General features: G+C 71.0%; 24 protein-coding genes and 1 tRNA gene. 8 read left to right on the top strand and 17 right to left on the bottom strand.

The annotated features are described in order from the left end of the window. Positions 1-21: 21 nt before the first annotated feature. The 3 genes from ACIOSR_RS07870 to murI all read right to left on the bottom strand — a co-directional run bounded on the left by ACIOSR_RS07870 (position 22) and on the right by murI (position 2,318). Positions 22-648 (bottom strand): non-canonical purine NTP pyrophosphatase, encoded by a 627-nt coding sequence (locus ACIOSR_RS07870; RefSeq protein ID WP_402752297.1) that lies wholly within the window; start codon positions 646-648, stop codon positions 22-24. Continuing rightward, positions 645-1,391: a ribonuclease PH gene (rph, locus tag ACIOSR_RS07865; RefSeq protein WP_043595412.1), complete on the bottom strand. Its 747-nt coding sequence runs from the start codon at positions 1,389-1,391 to the stop codon at positions 645-647. The genes ACIOSR_RS07870 and rph overlap by 4 nt, the downstream gene beginning before the upstream one ends. 72 nt (positions 1,392-1,463) lie before the next feature. Next, complete coding sequence (murI, locus tag ACIOSR_RS07860; protein WP_173152677.1) at positions 1,464-2,318, bottom strand: glutamate racemase; 855 nt, start codon at positions 2,316-2,318, stop codon at positions 1,464-1,466. Positions 2,319-2,423: 105 nt separating this feature from the next. Here murI and ACIOSR_RS07855 point away from each other — a divergent pair, with 105 nt between their 5' ends. Next, on the top strand, positions 2,424-3,674 hold the full coding sequence (locus ACIOSR_RS07855; protein ID WP_402752490.1) for a nicotinate phosphoribosyltransferase: 1,251 nt from the start codon (positions 2,424-2,426) through the stop codon (positions 3,672-3,674). Positions 3,675-3,687: 13 nt separating this feature from the next. Here ACIOSR_RS07855 and ACIOSR_RS07850 read toward each other — a convergent pair whose 3' ends face one another. Genes ACIOSR_RS07850 through ACIOSR_RS07840 form a run of 3 tightly spaced genes read right to left on the bottom strand, consistent with a single transcriptional unit; the run spans position 3,688 to position 6,930 of the window. Continuing rightward, positions 3,688-3,948, bottom strand: a complete 261-nt coding sequence (locus ACIOSR_RS07850) for a DUF3039 domain-containing protein (protein WP_043595414.1) — start codon at positions 3,946-3,948, stop codon at positions 3,688-3,690. 25 nt (positions 3,949-3,973) lie between these two features. Next, entirely contained in the window at positions 3,974-5,539 is a 1,566-nt protein-coding gene (locus ACIOSR_RS07845; protein WP_402752296.1) for an ABC transporter permease, read from the bottom strand. Beyond that, the gene (locus ACIOSR_RS07840) at positions 5,515-6,930 is read right to left on the bottom strand and encodes an ABC transporter ATP-binding protein (RefSeq protein ID WP_402752295.1); all 1,416 of its coding nucleotides are present in this window, start codon (positions 6,928-6,930) and stop codon (positions 5,515-5,517) included. The genes ACIOSR_RS07845 and ACIOSR_RS07840 overlap by 25 nt, the downstream gene beginning before the upstream one ends. A 264-nt stretch (positions 6,931-7,194) precedes the next feature. On the opposite strand from ACIOSR_RS07840, the gene ACIOSR_RS07835 reads away from it, so the two are divergent. The 5 genes from ACIOSR_RS07835 (at position 7,195) to ACIOSR_RS07815 (ending at position 10,776) form a co-directional block, all read left to right on the top strand. Further along, the gene (locus ACIOSR_RS07835) at positions 7,195-7,908 is read left to right on the top strand and encodes an NTP transferase domain-containing protein (RefSeq protein ID WP_056048594.1); all 714 of its coding nucleotides are present in this window, start codon (positions 7,195-7,197) and stop codon (positions 7,906-7,908) included. 61 nt (positions 7,909-7,969) lie between these two features. Then, positions 7,970-8,767, top strand: a complete 798-nt coding sequence (locus ACIOSR_RS07830) for an ABC transporter permease (RefSeq protein WP_173152684.1) — start codon at positions 7,970-7,972, stop codon at positions 8,765-8,767. Further along, positions 8,767-9,528: an ABC transporter ATP-binding protein gene (locus tag ACIOSR_RS07825; RefSeq protein WP_123571534.1), complete on the top strand. Its 762-nt coding sequence runs from the start codon at positions 8,767-8,769 to the stop codon at positions 9,526-9,528. Before ACIOSR_RS07830 ends, ACIOSR_RS07825 begins: the two co-directional genes overlap by 1 nt. Positions 9,529-9,537: 9 nt before the next feature. Continuing rightward, on the top strand, positions 9,538-10,341 hold the full coding sequence (locus ACIOSR_RS07820) for an EcsC family protein (protein ID WP_235452818.1): 804 nt from the start codon (positions 9,538-9,540) through the stop codon (positions 10,339-10,341). 153 nt (positions 10,342-10,494) lie between these two features. Further along, positions 10,495-10,776 (top strand): hypothetical protein, encoded by a 282-nt coding sequence (locus ACIOSR_RS07815; protein ID WP_200412305.1) that lies wholly within the window; start codon positions 10,495-10,497, stop codon positions 10,774-10,776. 50 nt (positions 10,777-10,826) lie between these two features. Here the strand turns inward: ACIOSR_RS07815 and ACIOSR_RS07810 are convergent, their stop codons facing one another. From ACIOSR_RS07810 to ACIOSR_RS07785, 6 genes are all read right to left on the bottom strand, one after another. Continuing rightward, positions 10,827-11,132, bottom strand: coding sequence for a helix-turn-helix domain-containing protein (locus tag ACIOSR_RS07810; RefSeq protein WP_056048603.1), 306 nt, complete (start codon positions 11,130-11,132; stop codon positions 10,827-10,829). 99 nt (positions 11,133-11,231) lie between these two features. Beyond that, positions 11,232-12,536: a CDP-glycerol glycerophosphotransferase family protein gene (locus ACIOSR_RS07805; RefSeq protein WP_402752294.1), complete on the bottom strand. Its 1,305-nt coding sequence runs from the start codon at positions 12,534-12,536 to the stop codon at positions 11,232-11,234. Between the two features lie 52 nt (positions 12,537-12,588). Further along, on the bottom strand, positions 12,589-13,476 hold the full coding sequence (locus ACIOSR_RS07800) for a glycosyltransferase family 2 protein (RefSeq protein ID WP_402752489.1): 888 nt from the start codon (positions 13,474-13,476) through the stop codon (positions 12,589-12,591). Next, positions 13,473-14,279, bottom strand: a complete 807-nt coding sequence (locus tag ACIOSR_RS07795) for a CDP-alcohol phosphatidyltransferase family protein (protein ID WP_192122727.1) — start codon at positions 14,277-14,279, stop codon at positions 13,473-13,475. Before ACIOSR_RS07795 ends, ACIOSR_RS07800 begins: the two co-directional genes overlap by 4 nt. Before the next feature lie 6 nt (positions 14,280-14,285). Next, positions 14,286-15,329: a glycosyltransferase family 2 protein gene (locus ACIOSR_RS07790; RefSeq protein ID WP_200412308.1), complete on the bottom strand. Its 1,044-nt coding sequence runs from the start codon at positions 15,327-15,329 to the stop codon at positions 14,286-14,288. A gap of 175 nt (positions 15,330-15,504) precedes the next feature. After that, on the bottom strand, positions 15,505-17,244 hold the full coding sequence (locus tag ACIOSR_RS07785; RefSeq protein WP_402752293.1) for a trypsin-like peptidase domain-containing protein: 1,740 nt from the start codon (positions 17,242-17,244) through the stop codon (positions 15,505-15,507). Between the two features lie 144 nt (positions 17,245-17,388). Between ACIOSR_RS07785 and ACIOSR_RS07780 the strand changes: the two genes are divergently transcribed. Then, entirely contained in the window at positions 17,389-18,588 is a 1,200-nt protein-coding gene (locus ACIOSR_RS07780; protein WP_402752292.1) for an aminotransferase class I/II-fold pyridoxal phosphate-dependent enzyme, read from the top strand. Here ACIOSR_RS07780 and ACIOSR_RS07775 read toward each other — a convergent pair. From ACIOSR_RS07775 to ACIOSR_RS07755, 5 genes are all read right to left on the bottom strand, one after another. After that, positions 18,574-19,440, bottom strand: a complete 867-nt coding sequence (locus ACIOSR_RS07775; protein WP_402752291.1) for a carbon-nitrogen hydrolase family protein — start codon at positions 19,438-19,440, stop codon at positions 18,574-18,576. The two genes, ACIOSR_RS07780 and ACIOSR_RS07775, sit on opposite strands and share 15 nt — an antisense overlap. Further along, positions 19,437-20,531 (bottom strand): glycerate kinase, encoded by a 1,095-nt coding sequence (locus ACIOSR_RS07770; protein WP_402752290.1) that lies wholly within the window; start codon positions 20,529-20,531, stop codon positions 19,437-19,439. The genes ACIOSR_RS07775 and ACIOSR_RS07770 overlap by 4 nt, the downstream gene beginning before the upstream one ends. 103 nt (positions 20,532-20,634) lie before the next feature. Continuing rightward, a tRNA-Met gene (locus ACIOSR_RS07765) sits at positions 20,635-20,708 on the bottom strand. A 136-nt stretch (positions 20,709-20,844) separates the two neighbouring features. Continuing rightward, complete coding sequence (locus ACIOSR_RS07760) at positions 20,845-23,736, bottom strand: UPF0182 family protein (protein ID WP_056049181.1); 2,892 nt, start codon at positions 23,734-23,736, stop codon at positions 20,845-20,847. 154 nt (positions 23,737-23,890) lie between these two features. Continuing rightward, complete coding sequence (locus ACIOSR_RS07755) at positions 23,891-25,003, bottom strand: PDZ domain-containing protein (RefSeq protein WP_056048623.1); 1,113 nt, start codon at positions 25,001-25,003, stop codon at positions 23,891-23,893. Positions 25,004-25,125: 122 nt separating this feature from the next. Here ACIOSR_RS07755 and ACIOSR_RS07750 point away from each other — a divergent pair, with 122 nt between their 5' ends. Further along, a complete protein-coding gene (locus tag ACIOSR_RS07750; RefSeq protein ID WP_402752289.1) occupies positions 25,126-26,520 on the top strand; it encodes a zinc-dependent metalloprotease in 1,395 nt (464 codons plus the stop codon). Positions 26,521-26,554: the final 34 nt, after the last annotated feature.

Genomic DNA, 26,554 nt, shown 5'->3' with positions numbered 1-26,554 from the left:
CCCCGAGGAGGCGCGCGCGGCTCAGTCCGCGAGCGCGGCCACCCGGGGCGCGATCGCCCGGAACGCCCGGGAGCGATGGCTGACGGCGTTCTTCTCGTCCGCGGTGAGCTCGGCCGCGCTGCGGCTCTCGCCCTCGGGGCGGAACACGGGGTCGTAACCGTGCCCGTTCGAGCCGACCCGCGCCTCCAGAACCTCGCCGTGCCATTCGCCGTACTCGACGTGCTCGATCCACGCGCTCGCCTCGGGCGGCCCGTCGGGGCCTTCGGCACCGACGGGCGGCGGCACGACGAGGGCGGCGGCGCACGAGAACCACGCCGAGCGGTCGTCGGCCCCGTCGAGCTCGGCCAGCAGCTTGTCGATGTTGTCGTCCGCGTCGCGGGTGCCGGCGTAGCGCGCCGAGTGGATGCCGGGAGCCCCGCCCAGGGCCGCCGCCGAGATCCCGCTGTCGTCAGCGAGGGCGGGCAGCCCGGTGTGACGGGCTGCCGCACGCGCCTTGATCAAGGCGTTGGCCGCGAACGAGTCACCGTCCTCGACCGGCTCGGGGCCGTCGTAGGCGACCAGCTCGACGCCCGGCGCCGTCTCGGCGAGCAGCAGTCGGAGCTCGGCCACCTTGCCCTTGTTGTGCGTGGCGATGACGACACGGGTCATCGGCCGAGGGCCTCGCGCTGGAAGCGGCTCAGGTCGACGGCGCCGGCGACGGCGAGGTCGAGCAACGAGTCGAGCTCGCGACGGTCGAACGGCGCGCCCTCGGCCGTGCCCTGCACCTCGACGAACGACCCGCTGCCCGTGACGACGACGTTCATGTCGGTCTCGGCCCGGACGTCCTCGACGTAGGCGAGGTCGAGCATCGGCTCGCCGTCGATGATGCCCACCGAGACGGCGGAGACGCTGTCGGTCAGGGGCGTGGCCTTCTGCCCGACGAACTTCTTCTCGCGCCCCCACTCGATCGCCTGGGCGAGGGCGACGTAGGCACCCGTGATCGCGGCGGTGCGGGTGCCGCCGTCCGCCTGCAGGACGTCGCAGTCGAGGACGATCGTGTTCTCTCCGAGGGCCTTGGTGTCGACCACGGCGCGGAGGCTGCGGCCGATCAGGCGCGAGATCTCGTGCGTGCGACCGCCGATCTTGCCCTTGACGCTCTCGCGGTCGTTGCGCGAGTTGGTGGCCCGGGGCAGCATCGCGTACTCGGCCGTGACCCAGCCCTTGCCCTTGCCGGTCAGCCAGCGGGGCACGCCGTTCGTGAAGGACGCCGTGCAGAGCACCTTCGTGCCGCCGAAGGTGATGAGGGCGCTGCCCTCGGCGTGGGCGCTCCACCCGGTCTCGATCGTGACGGGGCGCAGGTCGGTCGTGCTGCGCCCGTCGGCGCGGACGGTCGTGCTCGTGGTGTCGGTCATGGTGCCTTCTCTCGGCTGGGGATGGACGGTGGCGGGCGGGGTCGTCGACCCCACGGGCGCAGGAGGCGCGGGTCAGGTCCGCTCGACGGTGCGGAGGCCCGGGGGCAACTCGATCGCCCCCGTCTCGAGGTGCCCGACGCGCGAGACCTCGGGACCCAGGAACCGGCGGGCCAGGCGCAGGAACGACTTCTCGTCGGGCCCGGTCGCCTCGAACTCGTGGTGCGGCTCGCCCCGGTCGGTGCGCTCGAGCCCGTGCTGGACGAGGGTGCGGTAGACGTCGGCTGCCGTCTCTTCCGCGCTGGACACGAGACGGACGTCGGGGCCCACGACGTACTGGACGGCCGCCGACATGAGGGGGTAGTGCGTGCAGCCCAGGACGAGGGTGTCGATGCCGGCATCGCGCAGCGGGGCGAGGTACCCCTCGGCGACTGCCCGCAGCTCGGGGCTCGACGTGTCGCCCGCCTCGACGAACTCGACGAAGCGGGGACAGGCCTGCGTGATCAGCTCGAGACCCGCGGCCGCCGCGAACGCGTCCTCGTAGGCACGCGAGTTGATCGTGCCCTCGGTGCCGATGACGCCGATGCGGCCGTTGCGCGTCTGCTGCACCGCCGCGCGCACGGCGGGCTGGATCACCTCGACGACGGGGATGCCCGCGCCGATCGTGTACCGCTCCCGGGCGTCGCGCAGCACCGCGGACGAGGCGGTGTTGCAGGCGATGACCAGCAACTTGACGCCCTGGGCGACGAGGTCGTCCATCACGGCGAGGGCGTAGCCGCGCACCTGGGCGATCGGCTTCGGCCCGTACGGCGAATGGGCCGTGTCGCCGACGTACCGGATCGACTCGTGGGGGAGCTGGTCGATGATCGCCCTCGACACGGTCAGCCCGCCGACGCCGCTGTCGAAGACTCCGATGGGTGCGTCCGTCACGACCACGAAGCCTACCCGGCGCGAGCCGCGACCCCCTCGACGACCGGGCGAGCCTAGGCTGGCGGGGTGACCAGCGCGCTGTTGACCGACCGGTACGAGCTCACCATGGTGGAGGCCGCCCTCAAGGCGGGCACGGCCCACCGCGACAGCGTGTTCGAGGTGTTCGCGCGACGCCTGCCCGAGGGGCGGCGCTACGGCATCGTCGCGGGCACCGGTCGGTTCCTCGAGCTGCTCGCCGACTTCCGTTTCGGCGACGACGAGGTGGCCTGGCTGCGCGAGGCGGGGGTCGTGGACGCGACGACCGCCGACTGGCTGGCCGACTACCGGTTCTCGGGCGACATCTGGGGTTACGCCGAGGGCGAGGTCTACCTGCCGGGGTCGCCGCTGCTGGTCATCCAGTCGACGTTCGCCGAGGCCGTGCTGCTCGAGACTCTGGCGCTGAGCGTCTTCAACTACGACTCGGCCGTGGCCAGCGCGGCGGCGCGCATGGTCTCGGCCGCCGACGGTCGCCCGCTCGCCGAGATGGGCTCACGGCGGACGGGCGAACGCAGCGCCGTGGCCGCGGCCCGGGCCGCCTACATCGCGGGCTTCGGTGCCACGAGCAACCTCGAGGCCGGCCGGTCGTGGGGCGTCCCGACGATGGGCACCGCCGCCCACGCGTTCACCCTGTTGCACGACACCGAGGAGGACGCCTTCCGCGCCCAGGTCGACACCTTGGGGCCGGGCACCACCCTGCTCGTCGACACCTACGACATCCCCGAAGCCGTGGCCACGGCCGTCCGGGTCGCCGGACCGTCGCTCGGGGCGGTGCGCATCGACAGCGGCGACCTGCCGTCGCTGGTGGGGCAGGTCCGCGCTCAGCTCGACGAGCTCGGCGCGACGGCGGCGAAGATCACCGTCACGAACGACCTGGACGAGTACACGATCGCCGCCCTGCGCGCGGCCCCGGTCGACTCGTTCGGCGTCGGCACCTCGGTCGTCTCGGGATCGGGCCACCCGGCCGCCGGCATGGTCTTCAAACTGGTCGCCCGTCGCGGCGACGACGGCGACTGGGTCTCCGTGGCGAAGAAGTCGGCCGACAAGGCCTCCGTGGGAGGACGGAAGTCCCCCGTGCGCGTCATCGTGGACGGGGTCGCCACCCGCGAGCTCATCCGCATCGGGTCGTCGGAGACGGCGGCCGGGGAGCGATCGCTGCACGTCCGGCTCGTCACGGCCGGCGAGATCGATGCCCGGCACACCGGGCCGGAAGGTGTCGCCCGCGCGCGCCTCCACCGGGCCGCGGCCGTGGCAGAGCTACCCGACCAGGCGCTACGGCTGGGTCGTGGCGAGCCGGTCGTGCCGACCGTCTACGCCTGATCAGGCGCCGACATCACTCGGACGTCATCTTCTCGTAGATCTCTTTGCAGGTCGGGCACACCGGGAACTTCTCGGGGTCGCGACCAGGCGTCCATTTCTTGCCACAGAGCGCCTTGACGGGCTTGCCGCTCAGCGCGGACTCCATGATCTTGTCCTTCTTCACGTAGTGCGAGAAGCGCTCGTGGTCGCCCGGGTCGATCGCCTCGTCGTTCAGGAGCTTCTCGAGCTCGCGGTCCATGACGTCGAGGCCGCCGCCCGTCTGCGTGTCAGTCATGCAGACATCGTACGTCGACCTCGTCTCAGCTGCGGAGGGCGAACGCCAGCAGCTCGGGAGCCCGCCGCGAGAAGACCCGGGCGCCCAGGGCGACACCCGCGACCAGCACGACGAGTCCGATGCCGACGCCGAGGACCAGCGCCCACGTGCCGCCCGCGGCGTAGCCCGTGATGAGCCCGCGACCGGCGAACCAGAGGGCGGGTGCCGTGGCGAGGACGGCTCCCCCGATCATGACGGTCTGCGCCCAGGCCGCGGTCGCGCCGTTCGACTGCGGCTGCTGGAACGGGTCGTCGTGCGGTCGGACCGTGGCGTACGGCAGGAGGGCCGACACCAGGCTCGAGAGACCGAGGCCGCTGAGGAGGAAGCCGGCGCTGACCCCCAGCTCGGACGGCAGGGCCTGCCAGTCGCCGAACAGCCAGGTGGCGACGACCGACCCGAGCACCACGAGCGGGACGCCGATCAGCAGAGGAGGCGCGAGTCGCCCCACCCGGTCCGCCAGACCCCGCGTGTCGGACGCCACGTGCATCCAGAGCGCCGTGCTGTCGTAGGCCACGTCGTTGTGCGGGAGGAACCCCAGGATCAGGCACATGATCGGCACCGGGACGAGGGCCAGCCAGTTCCAGCTGACACCCGCGATGCCGAGGGGGACGACGAGAAGCGGGAGGAACGGGATGATGACGAGCGACATGCGGTAGCGGGCGTCGCGCATCCAGTAGGTGAGGCTGCGGCCCGCGACGGCTCCGGTCGGCGAGGCCCTGACGTACTCGAACCACCCGAGTCCGTCGCCGTCGTCGACCTCCTCGGGCTCGGGTCGGTCGACGAACGCGCGCGCGACGAGTGCCCGCCAGGCGAGCCAGAGCGCCACGAGCGTGACGGCGGCGATGACGACGTCGGCCACGACGCGACCGGTCTGACCTGCGGCGACGTGACCGGGGAGCGCCAGCGCGGCTCCGAAGGGAGTCCAGGCGAGGGCGTCCGCGACGACGCCGGTGCCCGAACGGCCGGGCAACGAGAGACGGACGAGGTCGACGATCACGGGCACGGCGAGCAGCACGACGAGCACGGCACCGACGAGTGCGAGCTCGCGACCGCGTCGGGAGGTCAGGACGACGCTGTTCAGCGTCGAGGCCACGAGGGCCAGCAACAGCGCGGTGACGCCGGCGACGAGTGCCCCCACGACCGCGACGGCGGCGACGCCGGTGCCCTCGCCCCAGGCCCGGACGTATCCGGTCGAGAGGACCAGCAGGGCCAGCGTGGGGAGTCCGACCGCGGCACCGAGCGCGAGTCCGATCGCCGCCCGCCCCTCGGGCACGCCGAGGACGGCGAGGCGGCGGGGGTCGCTCCAGGCAGGACGGACGGTCGCGAAGGGGACGACGGCGAATCCGACCAGCAAGAGGGCTCCCCCGCCGACCGCGAGGGCGCGCACGTCGTCGAGGGGCGCATCACGCAGGCCGCTCACGAGGCTCGCGACCGCGATGGTCGCGATCAACACGGCCAGCACGGACGCGACGGCGACGGTCAGTCGGCGGGGCCCGAAGCGGACCGTGTTGCCGATCGTCTGGAGCCTCAGTCGGAGAAGTTCTGCAACCATTCCATGCCCTCCGTGACCGCGCGCCCGCCGGCGAGCTCGACGAACCGCTGCTCGAGGGAGCGTCCGGCCCGCACCTCGTCGACCGTGCCGCTGGCGAGCACGTGGCCGTCGACGATCACCGCGACGCTGTCGCAGATGCGCTCGACGAGGTCCATGCTGTGGCTCGAGAGCAGCACCGTCCCGCCCCCGGCCACGTAGCGCTGCAGGACGTCCGTCACGGTCGCGGCCGAGACGGGGTCGACCGATTCGAAGGGCTCGTCGAGGACGAGGACCCGGGGCGAGTGGATGATCGCGGCGGCCAGGGCGATCTTCTTCGTCATGCCCACGGAGTAGTCGCTGACGAGACGGCCGAGCGCGTCGTGGAGCCCGAACGCGGTGGCGAGGTCGGAGGAGCGCTTGCGCGCCGTCACGCCGTCGAGCCCCCGCAGGGTCGCGGAATAGTAGAGGAGCTGGGCACCCGTCAGCCGGTCGAAGAGCCGCAGGCGGTCGGGGAGGACGCCGAGGCTTCGCTTCGCCGCGGCAGGGTCGCGCCAGACGTCGGCCCCGAGGACGGTCACGGTGCCGGCGTCGGGACGCAGGAGACCGGTCACGATCGACAGGGTCGTCGTCTTGCCGGCCCCATTCGGACCGACGATGCCGTAGAACGACCCGGCCCGCACCTCGAGGTCGACGTTCTCGACGGCGACCGTGCCGCCGTAGCGCTTCATGAGCCCCGAGATCGACAGCACGACGGGCGCCTCGACGTCGACCTGACGGGTCGGTCGGACGTCGCCCTCGCTGTCGAGGGCCTCGACGTCGTCGGCCTCGGTCTCGGCCTCGGCCTCGGCCTCGGGGACCTCGACGGTGGCCTCGTCGACCGGGGCGGTCGCGCCGGCGGTCGTCGGTGCGTCGGCGGCGAGCGTGTCGTCCGGGGCGGCCGTCGATTCCTCCTCGGCCGTCAGGGCGTCGCCGAAGTAGTCGTCGGCCGAGACGGGGACGACGACGGTGCCGTCCGTCGTGGCACCCGCGTCGGCGAGTTCGGCGACGACCTCTTCTTCCGCGGCCTTCGCCGCCGCCTCGGCCCGGGCGCGCGCGTTCGCGGCACGGGTCGCCGCTGCCTTCTTGGCCGCCGCCGACCGGTCGGCGGCGGTGCGCTGCGAGGGTTTGCGGGGCGACGAGGGCTTCCGGGGTGCCGGGGGCTTGCGCGCGGTCGACGACTTCGTCACCGGGACGCGGGGCGTCGCGGCCTCCGTCGACTCAGCCGTCCCCTCGGCCACATCCCCCGCGGTCGTCGAGTCGTCGTCCACTGTGTTCTCCCCCTGGTCGGACGCGCCCACCGCTCCGACCGTGTCGTCACCCGGTGTCGAGTCGGGGGCGATGTCACCCACTTCGTCCTCGCGCCGTCCAGCCATCGCCCCACCGTACCAAGGCCGCGTCGCCGACCGGTCGACGGGTGACTCATATCACGAAACGGACACGCTTCGGGCACGGTCCCTGGCCGCTCCTGGCCCCATCGGGTAGTCTGCAACAGCACGACGACGTGTCCAGATCGATGCTCCGCGGTGAACACCGCTCGAACACGAGGCGAATCGCACCCAGAGACGGGTCCGGTCCGCACCGCCGGGGCCACCGCAGAGCCCGTCCCGCATGGGCTCGCCCCTTGTGAGGAGACCAGCGTGAGCAAGAACGACACGAACCACCGCCAGCAGATCGTCATCCTGGCCGCCGGGCTCGGCAGCCGCCTCGGCCGCTCGTTGCCCAAGGCACTGACCGAGCTCAGCGACGGCCGCACCATCATGCAGCAGCAGTTCGACAACATCCGGGACGCCTTCGGGCCCGACGCCCGGGTGACCGTCGTCGTGGGCTACAAGTTCGAGCACATCGTCGAGGCGTTCCCGTCGGCCTCGTTCGTCTACAACGAGATGTACGACCAGACCAACACGTCGAAGAGCCTGCTCCGCGCCCTGCGGGCCAGCGCCTCCGGTGGCGTCCTGTGGATGAACGGCGACGTCGTCTTCGACCCCACGGCCCTGACTCGCGCGGCCCGCCTGGTCCGCGACGACCAGTCGTTCGTCACCGTCAACACCTCGAAGGTTTCCGACGAAGAGGTCAAGTACACGACCGACGCCGAGGGCTACATCGCCGAGTTGTCGAAGCAGGTCAAGGGTGGTCTGGGCGAGGCCGTCGGCATCAACTTCGTGTCGAAGGCCGACAAGGCGACGCTCATGCACCAGCTCTCGAAGGTCGACAACCAGGACTACTTCGAGCGTGGCATCGAACTGGCCATCGGCCAGGACGGGCTACGCTTTGAGCCCGTGGACATCTCCGACCTCTACGCCGTCGAGGTCGACTTCGCCGAAGACCTCGAGCGCGCGAACCTGTTCGTCTGAACCGAGCCGTCTCCCGACGGCTGCGCGCCGGTGCCTGGTGTCCTGAACGAGAAGGACGTCCGTGAGCACTGACCTGGCCGAACGGCCCCGTCGTAGCGGCTTCGCGCGGTACCGACAGACGCTGTGGCTGCTGACGAGCCGCGACCTCAAGGTCCGGTACTCGACGTCGAAGCTCGGCTACTTCTGGTCGATCCTCGACCCGCTCGTCATGTCGGGCATCTACTTCTTCGTCTTCTCGGTCGTCTTCAAGCGGTCGGTCGGCGACGAGCCGTACATCGTCTTCCTGCTCTCGGGCCTCCTGCCCTGGATGTGGTTCAACGGGGCGGTGTCCGACAGCACCCGGGCGTTCATCCGCGAGGCGAAGCTCGTCCGGTCGACCAAGATCCCCCGGACGATCTGGGTGTTCCGGCTCGTCGGCTCGAAGGGCATCGAGTTCACCCTCAGCCTTCCCGTCCTGGCCTTGTTCGCCGTCGTGGGCGGCGCGCACCTGCAGTGGCAGGTGGTGTTCTTCCCCCTGGCCATGGTCATGCAGACCGTGCTCGTCGCCGGGGTGGGGCTGATCGTCGCGCCGCTCGTCGTGTTCTTCCGCGACCTGGAGCGCGCCACGAAGCTCGCCCTCCGGTTCGCCTTCTACGCCTCGCCCATCATCTACGGCACCCAGGACCTCCCCGAGAGCCTCCACCTGCTGGCGGCGTTCAACCCGTTGAGCGGCATCTTCGGCCTCTACCGGTCGGCGTTCTTCCCGGAACAGTTCGACCTCACCGAGGTGCTGGTCGGCGGAGGCGTGTGCGTCGTGGTCCTGGCGGTCGGGCTGCTCGTCTTCCGAGCCAGCGAACGTGCCGTCCTGAAGGAGATCTGATGACCGTCGCCGGACCTCGCCCCGTGATCCGCGTCGACGGGGTCGGCATCCGCTTCCGCCGCAACCGACGTGGCCGACGGTCGTTCAAGGACCTCTTCGCCGACAGCGGCAGGCGGTCCCGGCCGGGCGAGTTCTGGGCCCTGCGCGACATCAGCTTCGAGGTGCAGCCGGGCGAGGCCATCGGCGTCGTGGGACGCAACGGCCAGGGCAAGTCGACGTTGCTGAAGCTGGTGGCCGAGGTGATCCTGCCCGACACCGGCACCGTCGAGGTGACGGGCGGCGTCGCGCCGCTCATCGAGATCACCGGTGGCTTCGTCGCCGACCTCACCGTCCGGGAGAACGTGTACCTGACCGCCGGCCTGCACGGCATGTCCCGCCCCGAGATCGACCGGCGCTTCGACGAGATCATCGAGTTCGCCGAGATCGGCGACTTCGTCGACACGCCCTACAAACACCTCTCGAGCGGAATGAAGGTCCGCATCGCGTTCGCCGTCATCTCGCGGCTCGAGGAGCCCGTCGTGCTGGTCGACGAGGTGCTCGCCGTGGGCGACAAGGCGTTCCGTGAGAAGTGCTACGCCCGGATCGGCGAGATGCTCGCCGACGGTCGGACGCTCTTCCTCGTGTCGCACAACGAACGCGACCTCAAACGGTTCTGCCGACGGGGCCTCTACCTCGACAAGGGCGCCCTGGTGTTCGACGGCCCACTCGACGACGCCCTGGCCCGGTACGCCACCGATCACCCTCCCCGCCCCTCGGCGTAGGGTCGAGGCGTGCCCGAACGCAGTCAGCCCCACAGCCCCGACCACGACGCCTCGACGGCGGACGGACGACTCGTCGCCCGTGACGCCGGGAACTCGACGGAGTACCACTACCAGACGTCCGCGCCCGACAGGTCCGAGGACACCGCCTGGGTGCGCCGTCTCGACAAGCTGCTGGCCGTACAACGTCCGGTGGTCGTCAAGCACGTCGCCACGCTGCGCCGTCGGCACAAGAAGGCGACGCCACAGAAGCTGATCACCATCCTCGAACGCGAGTACCTCGCCGCGGTGACGACCGGCGGGGCCGCCGTCGGGGCCAGCGCCGTGATCCCCGGTGTCGGCTGGGGCGTGTCGTTGGCCCTCTCGGGTGTCGAGACCGCGGGCTTCCTCGAGGCGAGCGCCCTCTTCGCGCAGTCCGTGACCGAGGTCCACGGCATCGCCGTCTCGGACCCCGACCGCGCCCGGGCCCTCGTCATGGCGATGCTGCTCGGCGGCCCGGGTGCCAGCCTCGTCCGACAGTTCGCGGGCGAGGCCATGGGGACGGCCCCGGCCAGGACAGCGTTCTGGGGTGAGCTCGTGACCTCGAAACTCCCCAAGGCGGCCATGAGCGGCCTGACCGACACGATCCGCAAGCAGTTCATCCGACGGTTCGCCGCGTCGCAGGGGGCTTCGGTCCTCGGCAGGGCCCTTCCGTTCGGCATCGGTGCCGTCGTGGGAGGGACGGGCAACCACCTCCTCGGACGCAAGGTCGTCACGACGGCCCGCACGGCGTTCGGTGCGGCCCCTGCCGAATTCCCCCTCGACCTGTCGCTCTGACCGTTCCCCTCGCCAGGGCGACCCGGCGTCCGCGAGGCGGCCATGCGGGCCTCGAGTGAGGCGGCGACCCGTCCCGCGACGGGTCCTCCCCAGTCAGCCGTCGTCCACAAGAACGCGCGTCGACCCGCGTCGGTCGCTCCTAGGGTCGACGACATGACGACGTCGACCCTTGCCTACACCGTCCCCTTCAGCCTCGACCGCTCCCGCGCACCCCGCGTCTACCGGCTGGTCAACGACTCCCCCGAGACCGTGACGGGCGTCAGGGTCACCCTCGTGGGCACCGGGCTCCTCGTCCCCGTCGCGACCACCCGTCTCGACCCCGCCCAGTCCGTCGACCTCTGCGTGCTGGGCGTCGAACTGAGCCGGAGTGCGATCGCCGTCGTGCGATGGTTCCGGCCCGGCGGCGACGAGTACCTCTGGCGGTTCAGTTTCTGAGCCTGGTCGACGGAACCCTGGCCGACGAGCCCTTCCCGTGAGGTGGCGGGTCAGCTGCTGAGCCGAGCGCGTCTCTCGGCGACGTAGTCCGCAGCCGTGAAGGCCTCGAGGACGGGCGGCAGGTGATCGGCCCCGAGGTCGGTGACCAGCACGCCCGGGTCGACCCCGAGCACGACGGCGAGACGGACGATCGTGTGCAACACGGGGTTGCCGATGCCGCGCTCGATCTTTCCGTAGTTGGACACGTTCATGCCCGCCAGGTGCGCCACCTCGTCCTGGCTCAGCCCGAGGCGCAGACGCTCGTCACGGATGCGTTCTCCGAAGAGGCGGGCGGCGGCGGACGTCGGTTCAGGCATGCCTCATGGATACGCTGCTCAGCGTCTGACATCCAGAGTCCACGGCACCGAGACATGAAAGCCCTGGTGCCCCAGACCCCCCGAGTCTGGTGCCGGGGGTCAGAGGTCGGACGCCTCCGCGTCGCCAGCCTCCTGGTCGGCGTCGCCCGCCGAACCGGTCGAACGTGGGTCGTCGATCGACGGCCGGCGCGCCGCGTAGTCGTCACGCAGCTGCACGAGGCGCGCCACCGCGCTCTCGAACCGATGCGTGGCCGCTCCGGGCGACGTGTCACCGAAGTGACGCCGGACCCAGTGCTCGAGGCGACCCCGCGCCTCCGGATCGTCGACGACCCGATCGACGAGGGCGACGATGTCGCCCGCACCATCGGCCGTCAACCACTCGGCGTCACCGAGGTAGCCCGATTCGTCGACGTCGGCCTCGACGGCGACCGGACGGGTCACGACGAGGGGACGGCCCGTGGCGAGGCGGTCGTAGACCATCGCCGAGATGTCGGTCACGGCGACGTCGGCCGCCGCCAGTTGCCAGCCGAGCTCGGGCCCCACGTCGTGGACGTGGTGGGCGTCGGGATCACGCGCGTTCGCCTCGCCGAGGGCCCGGATGATCGCCTCGTGCGCTCGCCGGTACTCGGGATCGAGCACGCCGCTCCGCGGATGCGCCCGGTAGACGACCCGGTGACGCCCCGAGGCCAGCAGGGCCCTGACGAGGGCGAGGCCGTGCGTCGCGATCGACCCGTACGCGGCCGCGGGACGGTCACCCTCCCAGGTCGGGGCGTAGAGCACGACGAGGCGGTCGTCGTCGGGGTAGGGCACCTCGCCCGAGAAGTGGTCGGCCTGCGGGCGTCCGATGGGCACGGCGCGCTTCTCTAGGTCGTAGTCCCAGAGCTTGGCGGCGAGGCGGTCCTTGGCGGCGTCGCCCGCGACGAAGGCGTAGTCGTAGGCCTTGAACTGGTTCGTCGTCATGTACATCTTGTCGCTCTCGCCGTGGTTGACGAAGACGTGCCACATGCGGCCGTACCGCATCATCTGGAAGTTCTTGGCGTTCTGGTTGACGTACAGGGTCAGGGCCAGCGGCTGAGCGGCGACGAAGTCCTCGAGGTCGGCCACCTTGCGGGCGTAGACCAGCGGTACCGGGCTTTCGTCGAGCATGGTCACCATGGTGCCCGGCGAACGGACGACGATGGCGACGGGGAAGGTCTCGGCCAGGTGGGCGAGAGGCGCGTACCACTGGCGGATCTGGTACATGTTGACGGCCGTGTCGGCGAAGTACACGGCGACGCGCACGGTGCCCGGAGCCGGCGTCACCGCGACCCGCGGGTCGCGCTCCAGCCGACGTCGACTGCTGCGGGAACGGACGGCCCGGCGGGCGAGGCTCCAGGCGAGCCCCAGGTCTCGGGTCAGCGGCACATGCCCTCCTCGGGTCGGTCCGTCACCCGATCGGCGCCGGACCCCGGAAAGCCTAGAGGACCGGAGGTCGACCGGCCCTGGACATGCGGAGGACCGTTACCCAACCGATGGAGCGTCGACCGCCCGGCGCCTCTCGCCACCCCTCCACCCAGCCCGCGAACCAGGGCCGCAGGCGCTGCGGGGTGCGTGCCCAGCGCAGCAGCTGGACCCCCGTCCAGGAGGCGACGTAGACGGGGACCAACGGCCAGGGCAGGTTGCGCTTGGCCAGCCAGACCCGGTTCCGGGCGTTCAGACGGTAGTAGTCGGCGTGCCGCGCCGGGTCGATGGCCGGGTGGTTCGCCACGAGCGAGCCCTCGTACCAGGTGCGCCTGCCCTGGGCCCAGACCCGCCACGCCAGCTCGATGCCCTCGTGCGCGTAGAAGTACGGCTCCCCCCAGCCGGCGCAGGCGTCGAAGACGTCGCGCGGCAGCAGTGTGGCCCCCTCCCAGACGGAGAACACGTCGCTCGAGCGGCGAGGGTCGCCCTTGCGCAGTCGAGGCGTCCAGCGGCGGGGGTTCGCGGCGCCGTCGGGGTCCACGACCCGCGGCTGCAGGAGCCCGATCTCGGGTCGGGCCCGCATCAACGCGACGGCGTCGGCGAGGAACCGCTCGGAGGGCAGGCTCGCGTCGTCGTCGAGGAAGAAGATCCACTCGCCCGAGACCGCTTCGGCTCCCCGGTTGCGGCCGGCGGGGATGCCCACGTTCTCGGCGAGTTCGAGCAGGCGGACCCCGGACGGGACCTCGACCTCGGCGGTCGCGGCGTCTCGTCCGTTCACCACGCAGACGACGTCCAGCTCGACGTCGCGCTGGGCCAGCATCGTGGCCAACCCCCGAGCCAGGTCGCGCGGACGTCGCCCCTGGGTCAGGCTCACGACTCCGACCCGGGGCCGGACCTCGCTCAGGAGCGCACCCGCTTCGACGCCATGATGGCGACGAAGTGGCCGACCAACGCCAGCACCGACAACGGGAGCAGGGCGACGAGCAGGACGCGGTCGGCGGTGACACCGCCCACGACGAGGCCGACGATCGCGGCCAGGAAGACGAGCATGGTCAGCTCGACCGAGTGGTACAGCCGATGGAACGGCACGAAGCGCGCGGCGCTGCGCAGTCGGGACAGGAGGCGCCCGCTCGGTTGGGTCGCGCCTCCTCGTTTGTCTTCGAGCCGGGCGAGGCCCGCGTTCGCCCGGGCGACGTGGACCATGTCGTTGAGGGCCTTGTTGAGCACGATCACGAGGGCCAGGGCGAAGCCGGCGGTCGTCCAGAGGAAGTCCTCCGGGGTCTCGAAGGGGAACCCGGCGGCACGGACGCCCAGCACGATCGGGATGAGCGCCTCGGTCGAGTAGTGGCCGACCTTGTCGAGGAAGACCCCGGCCGGCGAACTCGTTCCGCGCCAGCGGGCCACCTCGCCGTCGCAGCAGTCGACGAGCATCTGCAGCTGGCCCAGCACGAGGGCGAGCAGGGCACCGGTGATGCCCGGCACGAGCAGCGACAGGGCGGTGCACCAGCCGACGAGGATCATCAACCCGGTCACGCCGTTCGCCGAGACGCTGGTCTTGAGCAGCCACCAGGTCAGGTAGGGCGAGACGTCGCGCAGGTACAGGGAGGCCGTCCAGTGCTCGGCGTTCGCGCGGCTGCGCACCTCGGGCGGCTGGGCGACGCGTCGCAGCTCGGCGATCGAGCTCGGTCTGGTGGGCAGCGCGGTCATCGGCGGCTACCTTCCGGTCTGGGCGGTGATGTTCTTCGTGAGGTCGAGGAAGCCGAGCACGAAGCCGACGCCCCACCCGAAGTGGATGGAAGGCAAGACTACGAGAAACCAGAGCCGGGTGCGGAGGTCGTCGCCGCGGGCGGCGAGCAGAGCGGCCGCGAGCACGAAGACCACGTAGACACCGGGTACGACGAGGGCGAGCGTGGCCCACCCGAGGGCGGTGCCGAGGGCGAGGCCGACCAGGCCGGTCAGGCCGACCACCAGGCCGAGCGCCACGCCGAGCACCATGGCGGGAGGGACCAGGTACCGCACGGTGTTCGCCTTGGGGAAGCGTCGGGCCAGTTCACCCCGCCAGAGCCCGGTGGCGACGAACTGGCGCGCCAGCTTGCGCAGGCTCGGTCGCGGACGGTAGGTCACCACGAGCCGAGGGGTGAACCAGACAATGCCGCCCGTGGCCCGGAGCCGGCGGTTGAGCTCCCAGTCCTGACCGCGCTTGACGCCCTCGTCGAAGAGGCCGACCTCGATCAGACGGTGCCGCAGGAACACCCCCAGGTAAGCCGTGTCGGTCGGCCCCTCGGCCCCACCGACGTGGTGCGGCGTCCCACCGAGGCCGACCCGACTGCCGTAGGCGCGGGCGACGGCCTTCTCGAAGGGGGTGCGCCCGACGGCGGCCATGATGCCGCCCACGTTGTCGGCCCCGCTGCGTTCGAGGGTCTCGACCGCGATGCGCGTGTAGTCGCGAGGCAGCACCGAGTGGGCGTCGACGCGGACCGTGACGGGGTGGACCGAAGCCCGGATGGCCACGTTGAGCCCGGCAGGCGTCGAACCGACGGGGTTGGGGATGCTGCGGACACGCGGGTCGGCCGCCGACATCTCGGCCACGACCTCGTTCGTGCGGTCGACGCTCGGACCGAGGGCCAGGATCACCTCGAACGGGCCTTCGTAGTCCTGGTCGAGCAGGCTCTCGACCGCCGCCCGGATCTCGTGCTCTTCGTTGAGGACGGGCATGACGTACGAGACACCGGGTCGGGTGGCGTCGCCTGCTTGCATGGATCGCGTTCCTCGGGCTCGTGAGCGCCGGGGAGGCGCGGGTCGGGACTGCGGACGGCCGCAGGGATCGTGGCGAGCTTAGCAACACGCCAACGGGGGCCGGGACGCCGTCGCGTCCCGACCCCCGTCGGGACGCCGTCGCGTCCCCACCCCGCCGCACCGACCGGACAGAGCCTCAGGAGGTCAGGGTGTCGAGGGTCACCTTCGTGGTGTCGGTCTTCCCGTCCCGGACGTAGGTGAGGTCGGCCGTCGCGCCACCGGCGAGGAACCGGACCTGCGCCGTGAGGTCCGTCCGGTCGCTGATCGGCACGCCGTTGAACTCGGTCACGACGTCGCCCTGCCGCAGGCCGGCGTTCTGCGCCGCACCACCGGGGCTGAGCTGGACGATGAGCGCCCCGACCCGGGTGGCGGCCGCGTCGCTCGTGGCGTCGTTCACGCTGGCGCCGAGGAGGCCGTGGCTGGCCTTTCCGTTCGCCATGATCTCTTTGGCGACGCGCTGCACGAGGTTCGACGGCACCGAGAACCCGACGCCGATGCTGCCGGACGATTCTCCGGAACTGGCGATGGCGACGTTGAGGCCGATCAGCTCTCCTTGCGAGTCGAGCAGCGCACCGCCCGAGTTGCCCGGGTTGATGGACGCGTCGGTCTGGATTACCGGCAGCGAGATGACCGAGCTGGCCTGGTTCTGCGTGCCGCCGTCGCCGTTGTTGAAGGAGAAGGGCCCCTGGCCGTTGTTGTCGTTCTGCTGGCCCTGGTCGCTGCCGTCCGTCGGGGCGGCCGAGGACTGCACGGTGATGCTGCGGTTGAGGGTCGAGACGATGCCGTCGGTCACCGTGTTCGACAGACCGAGCGGTGCGCCGATGGCCACGGCGGTGTCGCCGACGTTCAGCTCCGACGAGTCGGCGAAGTCGATGGGGGTGAGCCCGGTCGCGTCGACCTTCAGCACGGCGAGGTCGACGGTGGGGTCGAGGCCAACGACCTCGGCCGGCAGGATGCTGCCGTCGCTGAGCGTGACGGTGACGGAACCCGACGCACTCGCCCCGTCGAGGGTGACGACGTGCGTGTTCGTGACGATGTAGCCGTCGTCGCTCAGGATGACGCCCGAGCCGGTGCCGCCGGACTCGCCCGCCGTCACGTTGATCGTGACGACCGACTTCGTGGCCTTCGCCGCCACCGCCGTGACGACCGTCGCGTCGTCGTAGTCGTTGACCGTCAGGTCTCGCGACTGACCCGTGGCCGAGACGCCGGCCCCGGAGTCGCGGGACAGCACCGCGGCGACGCCGCCGCCCGCCGCGCCTCCGACGAGGACGCCGACCAGGAGGGCCGCCGCGACGGACCCCGCACCACGCCGGCTCTTCTTCGGTTTCTCCGCAGGCGCCTGCCAACCAGCCGCCGCGTACGAGTTCGTCGTGTCGTACGCGAACGCCGACGGGTCGGAGTCAGGCTGCCGATAGGGGTCGGTCCCGGCCTGCTGGTACGAACCGGGCTGCTGGTAGGAGGACGGCTGCTGGTACGACCCGGGTTGCTGATACGAACCGGGCTGCTGGTAGGGACCGGGCTGCTGAGGGTCCCCGGCCTGCTGGTACGAACCCGTCTGCTGGTACGAACCGGGCTGCTGGTAGGGACCCGCCTGCTGGTGAGACGACGGATGCGGGAACGAGCCGGGTCGAGGCTGCGAGTCGTCGTTCCGGCGCCCGTCGGGGCCGGACTCGAACTCGCCGGCGCGCGGCGTGCTGCCGGGGAGAGGCGGAGCACCGTAGGTGACGCCCTGGTCCGCCGGGTACGGCGTCGTGGGCTGGGCACCGTCGTTCGTGGCCCGGTCGGTGCCCGGGACGCCCTGCGAACCGTCGGCGGTGCCCTCGGGCGTGCGCGGTGCGCCGTCGTCGGCGTCGTCGTGGCGGGGGGTGTCGGTCATGGTGCTCCTTCCAAGCCCTGACAGCTTGGTCGCCCAAGCTGGGCGGATCATACGGCGAGCCTGTGAGCGGACTGCGCCCAGCTTATGCGGGGGCTGGACGGGACCTCCCCCGAGCCCCTCCTCCGCGGCTACGGTGACGGGATCATGACTCCTCAAGCACCCTGGCAACGCGCGGCGAGCGGCGCCATGCTCCTCGATGCCTCCGGTCGACTCGCCCCGACCATCTTCGCCGAGATGTCGGCGCTCGCCACGGCGACGGACAGCATCAACCTCGGGCAGGGATACCCCGACGAGGACGGCCCGGTCGAGGTCCTCGAGGCGGCGCACGAGGCACTGCGCTCGGGCCTCAACCAGTACCCGCCGGGCCGGGGCATGCCCGTCCTCCTCGACGCCGTCGCCGCCCACCAGAGGCGGTTCTACGGCATCGACCTCGATCCGCGACGCGAGGTGCTCGTGACCGCGGGGGCGACCGAGGCGCTGGCGGCCACGATCCTGGCCTTCGTCGACCGCGGTGACGAGGTGGTGACGCTCGAGCCCTTCTACGATGCGTACGGAGCCGTCATCGGGCTCGCGGGCGGCGTCCACGTCACCGTCCCGCTCCGGGGTCCGGACTCGGTCGTCGACCCGGACGAACTCCGACGGGCCTTCGGACCGCGCACCCGTCTCGTCGTGCTGAACGACCCGCACAACCCCACGGGCAGCGTCCTCGACGACGCGACCAGGCGCCTCCTGCTCGAACTCGCCGTCGAGCACGACGCGCTCGTCGTGACCGACGAGGTCTACGAGCACCTGCTCTTCGACGGAGCGGCACACGTGCCGTTCGCCACCCTGCCCGGGGCGGCGGCCCGGACGATCAGCATCTCGTCGGGAGGCAAGACCTTCAACACGACGGGGTGGAAGATCGGCTGGCTGACCGGTCCGGCCGACCTCGTCGACCGCATCGTCGCCGTCAAGCAGTACCTGACCTTCGTGAACGGCTCGGTCTTCCAGCCCGCGATCGCCGTCGGACTCGGACTTCCCGACGCCTACTTCGACGGGATCGCTCGCACGCTGGCCCACAAGCGAGACGTGCTGTCGGACGGGCTGCGTCGGGCCGGCTTCGCGGTGCGCGCGAGCCGCGGCTCGTACTTCGTGGTCGCCGACGCCGCTCCGTTGGGGTTCGACGACGCGGCCGAGCTCTGCCGGCGCCTCCCGGAATCGGTCGGAGTCGTCGGGTTGCCGATCAGCGCCTTCTGCCACCCCGCGCTCGCCGTCGAGCAGTCGTCCCTCGTCCGCTTCGCCTTCTGCAAGCGCGTCGAGGTGCTCGAGCAGGCCGCGGCCCGACTCGCGTCACTCTCGGTCTGAGCGCTCCGAGGAGGTCTCGCCGGCCCCCACGCGGCGCGGGACCACGTCGTACCGACGCAGGGCCAGGGACGGGTTCAGGCGCCGCACGGCGGCGATCCGGTCGGCCGAGACCCTGGCCACTGCCATGACGTCGACCTCGTCCCCGACCGAGGCGACGGCCACGCCCGTCGGGTCGACGATCGTGCTGCAGCCCACGCCGATCGGCGGTGCGTGGTCCGCGGCGGCGACGTACACGGTGTTCTCGAGCGCACGAGCGGTCAGGAGGGTCGTCCAGTGGTGCTGCTTGAGCGGCCCGCGCACCCATTCGGCCGGCATCAGGACGACGTCGGCCCCGGCGTCGACGAGCGTCCGCGTGACCTCGGGGAACCGCAGGTCGTAGCAGGTCTGCAGACCGAAGACGAGCCCGCCGACCTCGAAGGTCGCGGCGACGGCCAACGGGCCCGGCACGATCCACCGGGACTCCTTCCCGCCGAACGCGTCGTAGAGGTGCTGCTTCGAGTAGCGGGCGACGACGCCCCGACCGGGCGCCACGGCCACGAGCAGGTTCTCGAACCGGGCCGGGTCGGGCGAGACGGCGACGAGGCCGGCGACGACCACGACGCCGAGCCGGTCGGCCAGCGCGGTCAGGTGGCGCACGAAGGGCCCGTCCGTGGGTTCCGCGGCCTCGAGGTACGCCGGGCCCAGGTCGGGGGAAAAATACGACGAGTACTCGGGGAAGACCACCACCTGTGCTCCGCGGCGGACCGCCTCCTCGGTGAGGTCCGTGATGGTCCGCCGGTTGCGCGCCGGGTCGTCGCCGGGCGCGGTCTGCACGACCGCGACGACGACCTCGGGCGTCCTGCCGGTGGTCATCGCGCCCACCGCCCCGCCACCTGGGCGGCGGCCTCGCCCACCCAGTAGGAGGCGCGGGTCGTGGACTCGGCGACGCCCCCGGCCATCTGCGTGGTCGAGACGACGTCGACGAAGCCGTCCGCAGGCGCGTCGACCGCACCGGCGACGAGGACGACCGGTACTCCGACGGCGTCGGCCATCCGACGCACGAGCGACACGGTCTTCCCGGCGGCGGTCTGACCGTCGAACGATCCTTCTCCCGTGACGACGACGTCACCGTGGGCCAGGGCCTCGGCGAGACGGACCGTCTCGGCGACGGCGACCGCTCCGGGTTGCAGACGGGCACCCCAGGCGAGCAGACCGAAACCCGTTCCTCCTGCGGCCCCGGCCCCGGGCGTCGTGGGATCGACGTCGACGAGGCTCGCGAAACGCTCGAGCCCCTGCTCGAGTGCGAGGACGTCGTCGACGGAGGCACCTTTCTGCGGCCCGAACACGGCCGCGGCACCGTCGGGACCGAGCAGGGGGCTGTCGACGTCGACCAACAGCGTGACGCCGTCGGGCGGGAGGGCGATGAGACCCGACAGATCGACTCGGGCGGCTGTCGTGAGGCCGTGGTTGCCCGAGGCGACGGGCTCCCCCAGGGAATCCACGATGCGGGCACCGAGGATCGTCAGAGCGCCCGCTCCCCCGTCCGTCGACGCGCTGCCTCCGAGGCCGACGACGAGCCGGGTGGCTCCGGCGTCGACGGCCGCACGGATGACGCCACCCAGGCCGCGGGTGTTCGCGTCGTGCGGCGCAGGCGAGCTCAGCAGGCCGAGCCCGCAGGACGAGGCGAGCTCGACGACGGCCGTGCCGTCGGGCAGCGTGAGCCAGGGGGCGTCGACCCGGCGGCCGTCAGGGCCCTCCACGACGCTCTCGTGGCGGACGCTCCCGGGGCACGCCCGCTCGAACGCGTCGAGGGTGCCCTCGCCACCGTCCGCCAAGGGCAGGGTGACGACGACGTCGTCCGGCCGTGATCGTGACCAGCCGGCGGCGAGTGCTGCCGCCACCTCTGGTGCGCCGAGGGTTCCCTTGAACGAATCGGGCGCGATGACCACCCGGAGTCTCGACATGCCTCAACCTTGGCATGATCGGCGGCCGGGGCACAGACCCGATCACGCGCACGGGGACATGAAGAAGGCCCCGGTCATTCGACCGGGGCCTTCTTCGTTCTTGTTGCGGGGGCAGGATTTGAACCTACGACCTCTGGGTTATGAGCCCAGCGAGCTACCGAACTGCTCCACCCCGCGGCACAAGAAATGACTCTAGCACGCCGTTCGGCCCCCGTCCAATCGGGCCACCGGAAGAGGCACCCACGACGCCTGATCGACGACGAACCCCCCTCCCGGCATGCCGGAAGGGGGGTCGACGTCACACCGGTCGGGCCTACTGACCGCTGGCGGCGACCGCGTCCTCGAGGGCGGTCTGGAGGCGCGTGTCGGCTTCCGCCGCCGCGACCAGGTCGTTGTCGGCGTAGGCCGCGGCACGGTCGGTCAGGGCCTGCTGAGCGTCGGCCAGGGCCTGGTCGAGCGCCGCGTTGTCGGTACCCGACCCGGTGCCGCCGGTGTCGGGGGTCGCCGTGCCACCGTCGGTCGCTCCGTCGCCGGTGCCGGTGCCGGTGCCGTCGGTCCCGTCACCCGTGGTCGGAACGCCGTTGTCTCCGGCGGTCGCACCCGAGTTGCCACCGAACAGCGAGTCGAGGGCGCCGTCGAGGGTGTCCTCGAAGGCGATCTTGTCTCCGAACGAGACCAGGATGCGCTGCAGGACCGGGTACGACGTCTCGGAGTTCGACTTCACGTAGATCGGCTGGACGTAGAGCAGACCACCGCCGACCGGCAGGGTCAGCAGGTTGCCTCGGACGACGCTCGTATCACCCCGGGTGAGGAGAGCGAGCTGGTTGGCCACGGCCGTGTCGGTGTTGAAGTTGTTCTGCACCTGTCCGGGACCGGGCAGCGTGTCGGTGCGCGGCAGGGCCAGGAGCGTCAGCTTGCCGTAGTCCGACGAGATCTCGCCCGGCGTCGAACCGGCATCGGCATTCGCCGCGAGATAGCCCGTCAGGACGTTCCGGGCGTTCTCACCCGACTGTTGCGGGATGTACGTCGAGTAGATCGAGAACGCAGGGTCTTGATCGGGCAGCTGCAGCGTCAGGTAGTACGGAGGCTGCAACGGCGGGTTCTGGGCGTTGCTCGTCGGCTCGTTGGGCGTGACCCACGCGTCGTCGCTCGAGTAGAACGAGTCGGCGTCCGTCACGTGGTACGTGCCGAGGATCGCCCGCTGCACCTTGAACATGTCCTGCGGGTAGCGGACGTGCTGGAGCAGTTCGGCCGACATGTCGCTCAGCGGCGACAGCGTGGAGGGGAAGATCTTGTCGTAGGTCTGCAGGATGGGGTCGCTGGTGTCCCACGCGTAGAGCTTGACCGAGCCGTCGTACGCGTCGACAGTGGCCTTCACCGAGTTGCGGATGTAGTTGATGTTGTTCGAGGCGTACACCGGGCGGTCGTTGTACGTGTCGGCGATCGCGTCGGACAACGCCTGCGGCTTCGAGTACGGGTACTCGTTGGTCGTGGTGTAGCCGTCGACGATCCAGACGACCTTGCCGTCGACGACGGAGGGGTACGGCGCGCTGTCGATGGTGAGGTAGGGAGCGACCTTCTGGACGCGCTCGGTGGGGTCACGGTCGTAGAGGATCTGCGACTGGTCGTTCACCGCGTCGGACAGGAAGATCTGCTCGGACTGGAACTTGATGGCGTAGATGAGCTTCTTGAAGACGTTGTCGAGCTTGGGCCCACCGTCGCCCTCGAAGGTCGTCGTCTCGTTGGTGCCGTTGTCGTTGCTGCCCGACGGGTAGTCGAGCTCGATGTCGTTGCCGCCGTCGCCACCCACGATCGAGTAGGTGGGCGACTCCTGGCCGAAGTAGATTCGCGGTTCGTAGTCGCCGGCGTCGCCCAGGGCGCCCGTCACCGGGATGCCGGACTCGAGGAAGACCGGCTGGCCGTCCGCCGACCGCTGGTTGCCGTAGGCCGCCACCACGCCGTAGCCGTGCGTGTAGACGAAGGTCGTGTTGTAGGGGGTCGCCGAGTTGCCGAGCTGGGAGGTGTTCAGCTCGCGCACGGCGATGACGGTGTCCTGCACGTTGCCGTCGATGGTGTACCGGTCGACCGCGAGCTGCTCGGGGAAGCTGTAGTACTGGCGGTACTGCTGCAGCTGGGCGAAGGCGTCGGTCACGAGTGCGGGGTCGATGATGCGGATGTTCGCGGTGGTGACGGCGTCACCGGCCAGGGCGCCGGCCTCGGCGTCGGACTTCGCATCGTAGGTCTGCTCTTCGACGTCGGCCACGCCGTACGCCTCACGCGTCGCCTGGATGTTGCGCTCGATGTACGGCGACTCGACCGTCCGCTCGCTGGGCTCGACCGTGAAGCGCTGGACGATCCAGGGGTAGATGCCCCCGACGATGATGCTGATGATGATGAGCGCGGCCGTACCGATGACCGGGAGGCGCCAGCGGCCGACGATCGCGGTCACGATGAACAGGACGGCCACGACCACCGCGATGCCGGCCAGGATCTGCTTGCCGGGGATGCCCGCGTTGACGTCGGTGTACGTGGCACCCGTGAGGAGCTTGTTCGTTCCGTCGGACAGGGTCGCGTACTGGTCGAGCCAGAGGCTCACGCCCTGGAGGAGCAGGTAGACGGCGGCCGTGACGGCCAACTGGATGCGCGCGACCTTCGAGATGCGCACCTCGCGACCGGTGAAGCGCAGGGCACCGTAGAGGTAGCTGGTCGCGACGGCGGCGATGCCGGCGATGAGCACGACGGCCGAGGCGAAGCCGACCACGGCCTGGTAGAGCGGCAGCTCGAAGACGTAGAACCCGATGTCGAGCCCGAACTGCGCGTCGGTCTGACCGAAGGGGGTGCGGTTGATCCACTCGAGGACGGTCTGCCACTGCGTCGACGTGGCGATGCCGGCGAAGAGGCCGAGGACGGCGGGGACGCCGATGACGACGGCCCGACGCAGGGGCTCGATGACCTGCTGGTAGCGGTCGAGCTGGGAGTTCAACTTGGCGTACACCGGCCGGAACCGGAAGGCCACCTCGATGCTGACGTACACCGGCACCGCCATGGCCACGAAGCCCACCGCGAACATCACGAGGCGGGAGATCCACTGTGTCGTGAGCACTCCCGTGAACCCGAGCTGCTGGTACCAGAGGTAGTCGGTCAGCAGCGACGAGAAGATGAAGAAGGCGATGACCAGGGCGGCGAGGACGGCCACCGTGACCAGGACGGGCAATCGGGGCGAGCGTCGTGCGGTTCGCGACGATGCGGGTGACGTCAAGGGTGGACTCCTGGCTGACGGGGACGTGGACGGCCATCCTACGTGTCGAGCCTGGCCGACTCAGCGTCCCCTTCTCAGCTTTGCGCGGGCTGCACGAACGCTATCGACCGGCCGTGCAGGTGGCCAGGGACGACGTGTCGCCGCCGTCCGCGACCGTCTCGAGCGCCGTGACCGCATCGTCCAACGTGGCGACCGAGTAGACGTCCAGCCCGGAGGGCACGTTCCCGACGACCTCGGAGCAGTTCGTGGACGGCGCCAGGAAGACGGTCGCCCCGGCGTCGCGAGCACCGTAGAGCTTCTGTCGGATGCCGCCGATGGCACCCACCTCGCCCGAGGCCGTGATCGTGCCCGTGCCGGCGACCTTCGCGCCGCCGGTGAGCTCCCCCGGTGTCGTCTTGTCGATGATGCCGAGCGCGAACATCATGCCGGCACTCGGTCCGCCGACCTGGTCGAGCTTGAGCGTGACGTCGAAGGGATACGTGTAGTCCACGCTGACCCCGACCCCGAGGAGCGGCGTGCCGTCGACTTCTTGCGGGGTCACCTGCTCGGTCATGCTCGTCCCCGCGCGTTCGAGGACCACCTCCGCCGGCGTCGACGCCCCGTTCGCCGCCACCAGGCCGCGGAGGACGTCCACGTCCGCATCGGTGGCGAGACTGGTGCCGTTGACGCTGACCAGGACGTCTCCCTCGCGCAGGACGCCCTCGGCAGGGCTCCCCTGGGAGACCTGGCTGACGGTCACGGCGCTGGGGACGGCGTACCCCTCGTGGATCAGCGCCGCGGCGATCGCGGACTTCTGGGAGTTCTGCATGTCGACGGCGTTCTGTTCGTCGACCTGGTCGTTCGACACCCCCGACGGGTACACGGCCTCGACCGGGATGACCGAACGGCTACGGTCCGCCCACGCGCGGACGACGTCGACCCAGCCCGGCCGGACGTCCTGGTTGCCCTGCACGCTCACGGTCAGCAGGTCGAGGGTGCCCGCGGTGGGGTAGGTCTCGTGGCCCGACACGGTGATCAGGGGTTGGGACGAACCCTCGTACTCGGCACTGCCCAGGGTGTCGAACACGGGGCCGGGCTGTTCGATCAGGTAGGGCCCCGGGAGGAGGCTCAGGACCACGGCCGAGACGACGGCGACACCCAGGAGGGGCCAGCCGAACCTGCTCGCTCGGCGTGCTGACGAGGGGGCGGTGCGCGGGGGCGTGAAGAAGGCCACGGAGGGTCCTTTCGGGATCGGCCGGGGAGGCGCGGGTCGCGTTCGCCACGAGCGGAGCGACGCCCCCGGAGCGGTGGCCGAATCCCAGGATCTTCGTGCGGCCAGCAGCTAGCGTAGTCAGCATGACCGATGATTCGCCGCGCGGGCCTGAGGACGAGTTCCGTGACATGTTGCGGCAGTTCCTGTCCGGCGGTTCCGAGATCGATCCGTCGCAGCTCGCCGGGGCCGCCGGGCTGCCCGACGACCCGGCCTTCGTGGCGCGACTCATGAGTCAGCTGCAGAACGCCGTCAACAGCAGCGGTGACGGCATCGACTGGTCGATCGCCACCGAACAGGCGACCGCCGTGGGCGCCCAGAGCGCCGTCGTGCCGACCGCGGCCGAGACCGCCGCCCTCGAGCAGGCGTTCCACGTCGCCGCACTGTGGCTCGACGACGTCACGTTCGTGGCCGAGCTCACCGCCACGCCGCGTCTCGTGACCCGCGCCGAGTGGGCCCGTCTCACCATGCCCGTGTGGAGCCAGCTCGCCGAGCCCGTGGCCACGTCGATCGCGGACTCCCTGACCGGCGTGCTCAGCGAGCAGGCTCCCGAAGAGATGCGCTCGATGCTCGCCGGGGCCAGCCAGGTCATGCGCAGCGTCGGTGGCACGCTCTTCGCCATGCAGCTCGGACAGGTCGTCGGCCAGCTCTCGACCGAGGTCGTGTCCGGCGGCGACGTCGGCATCCCGCTCCTCGACGAACAGCAGGCGGCGCTGCTCCCCCAGAACGTGGCCGCCTTCGGCGAGGGCCTCGACATCGAGGCCGACCAGGTCCAGCTCTACCTGGCGGTCCGCGAACTCGCGCACGCCCGCCTGTTCCGGCACGCCCGATGGCTGCGCCTGCACCTCATCTCGTCCATCCGCGAGTTCGCCCAGGGCATCCGCATCGACACCTCCCGGCTCGAAGAACTCGCGGTGGACTTCGATCCCTCGAACCCCGGCGACCTGCAGGAGGCCATGAAGAGCGGGGCCCTCATCCCCCCGAAGACCGACGAGCAGCTCGCCGCCCTCGCCCAGCTCGAGACCACCCTGGCCCTGATCGAGGGCTGGGTCGACGTGGTGACCGCCCACGCCACGGCGCGCCTCCCGAAGTCCGCGGCGATCGCCGAGACGGTCCGCCGCCGCCGGGCCGCCGGCGGGCCTGCCGAGTCGGCCTTCTCCACCCTGGTCGGCCTCGAACTGCGGCCGCGGCGCCTCCGCGAGGCGGCCATCCTCTGGCAGACCGTGACCGACGCCGTCGGTGCCGAGCGCCGAGACGACCTCTGGTCGCACCCGGACATCGTGCCCACCAGCGCCGACGTCGACGACCCGCAGGCCCTCGTGGCCCGCCTGACGTCGGACGAGCCCACCTTCGACGACGTCGACCAGGCGATCCAGGACCTGCTCGACGACACGACCGACGACCGCCCCCGCGAGGGGGACGACGGCTCGGCGACCGAGCCCGGCGAGTCCGGGCCCGACCAGGACGCCCCCCGATCCTGACGGACACCGTCACCGGGGCCCGGGCGGACCTGTG

This window comes from Frigoribacterium sp. NPDC087798, from assembly GCF_044742985.1.
In the GTDB taxonomy this organism is placed as follows: domain Bacteria; phylum Actinomycetota; class Actinomycetes; order Actinomycetales; family Microbacteriaceae; genus Frigoribacterium.
Note: the sequence above shows the minus strand (reverse complement) of the source record. Positions and strands in the feature narration are given on the sequence as shown.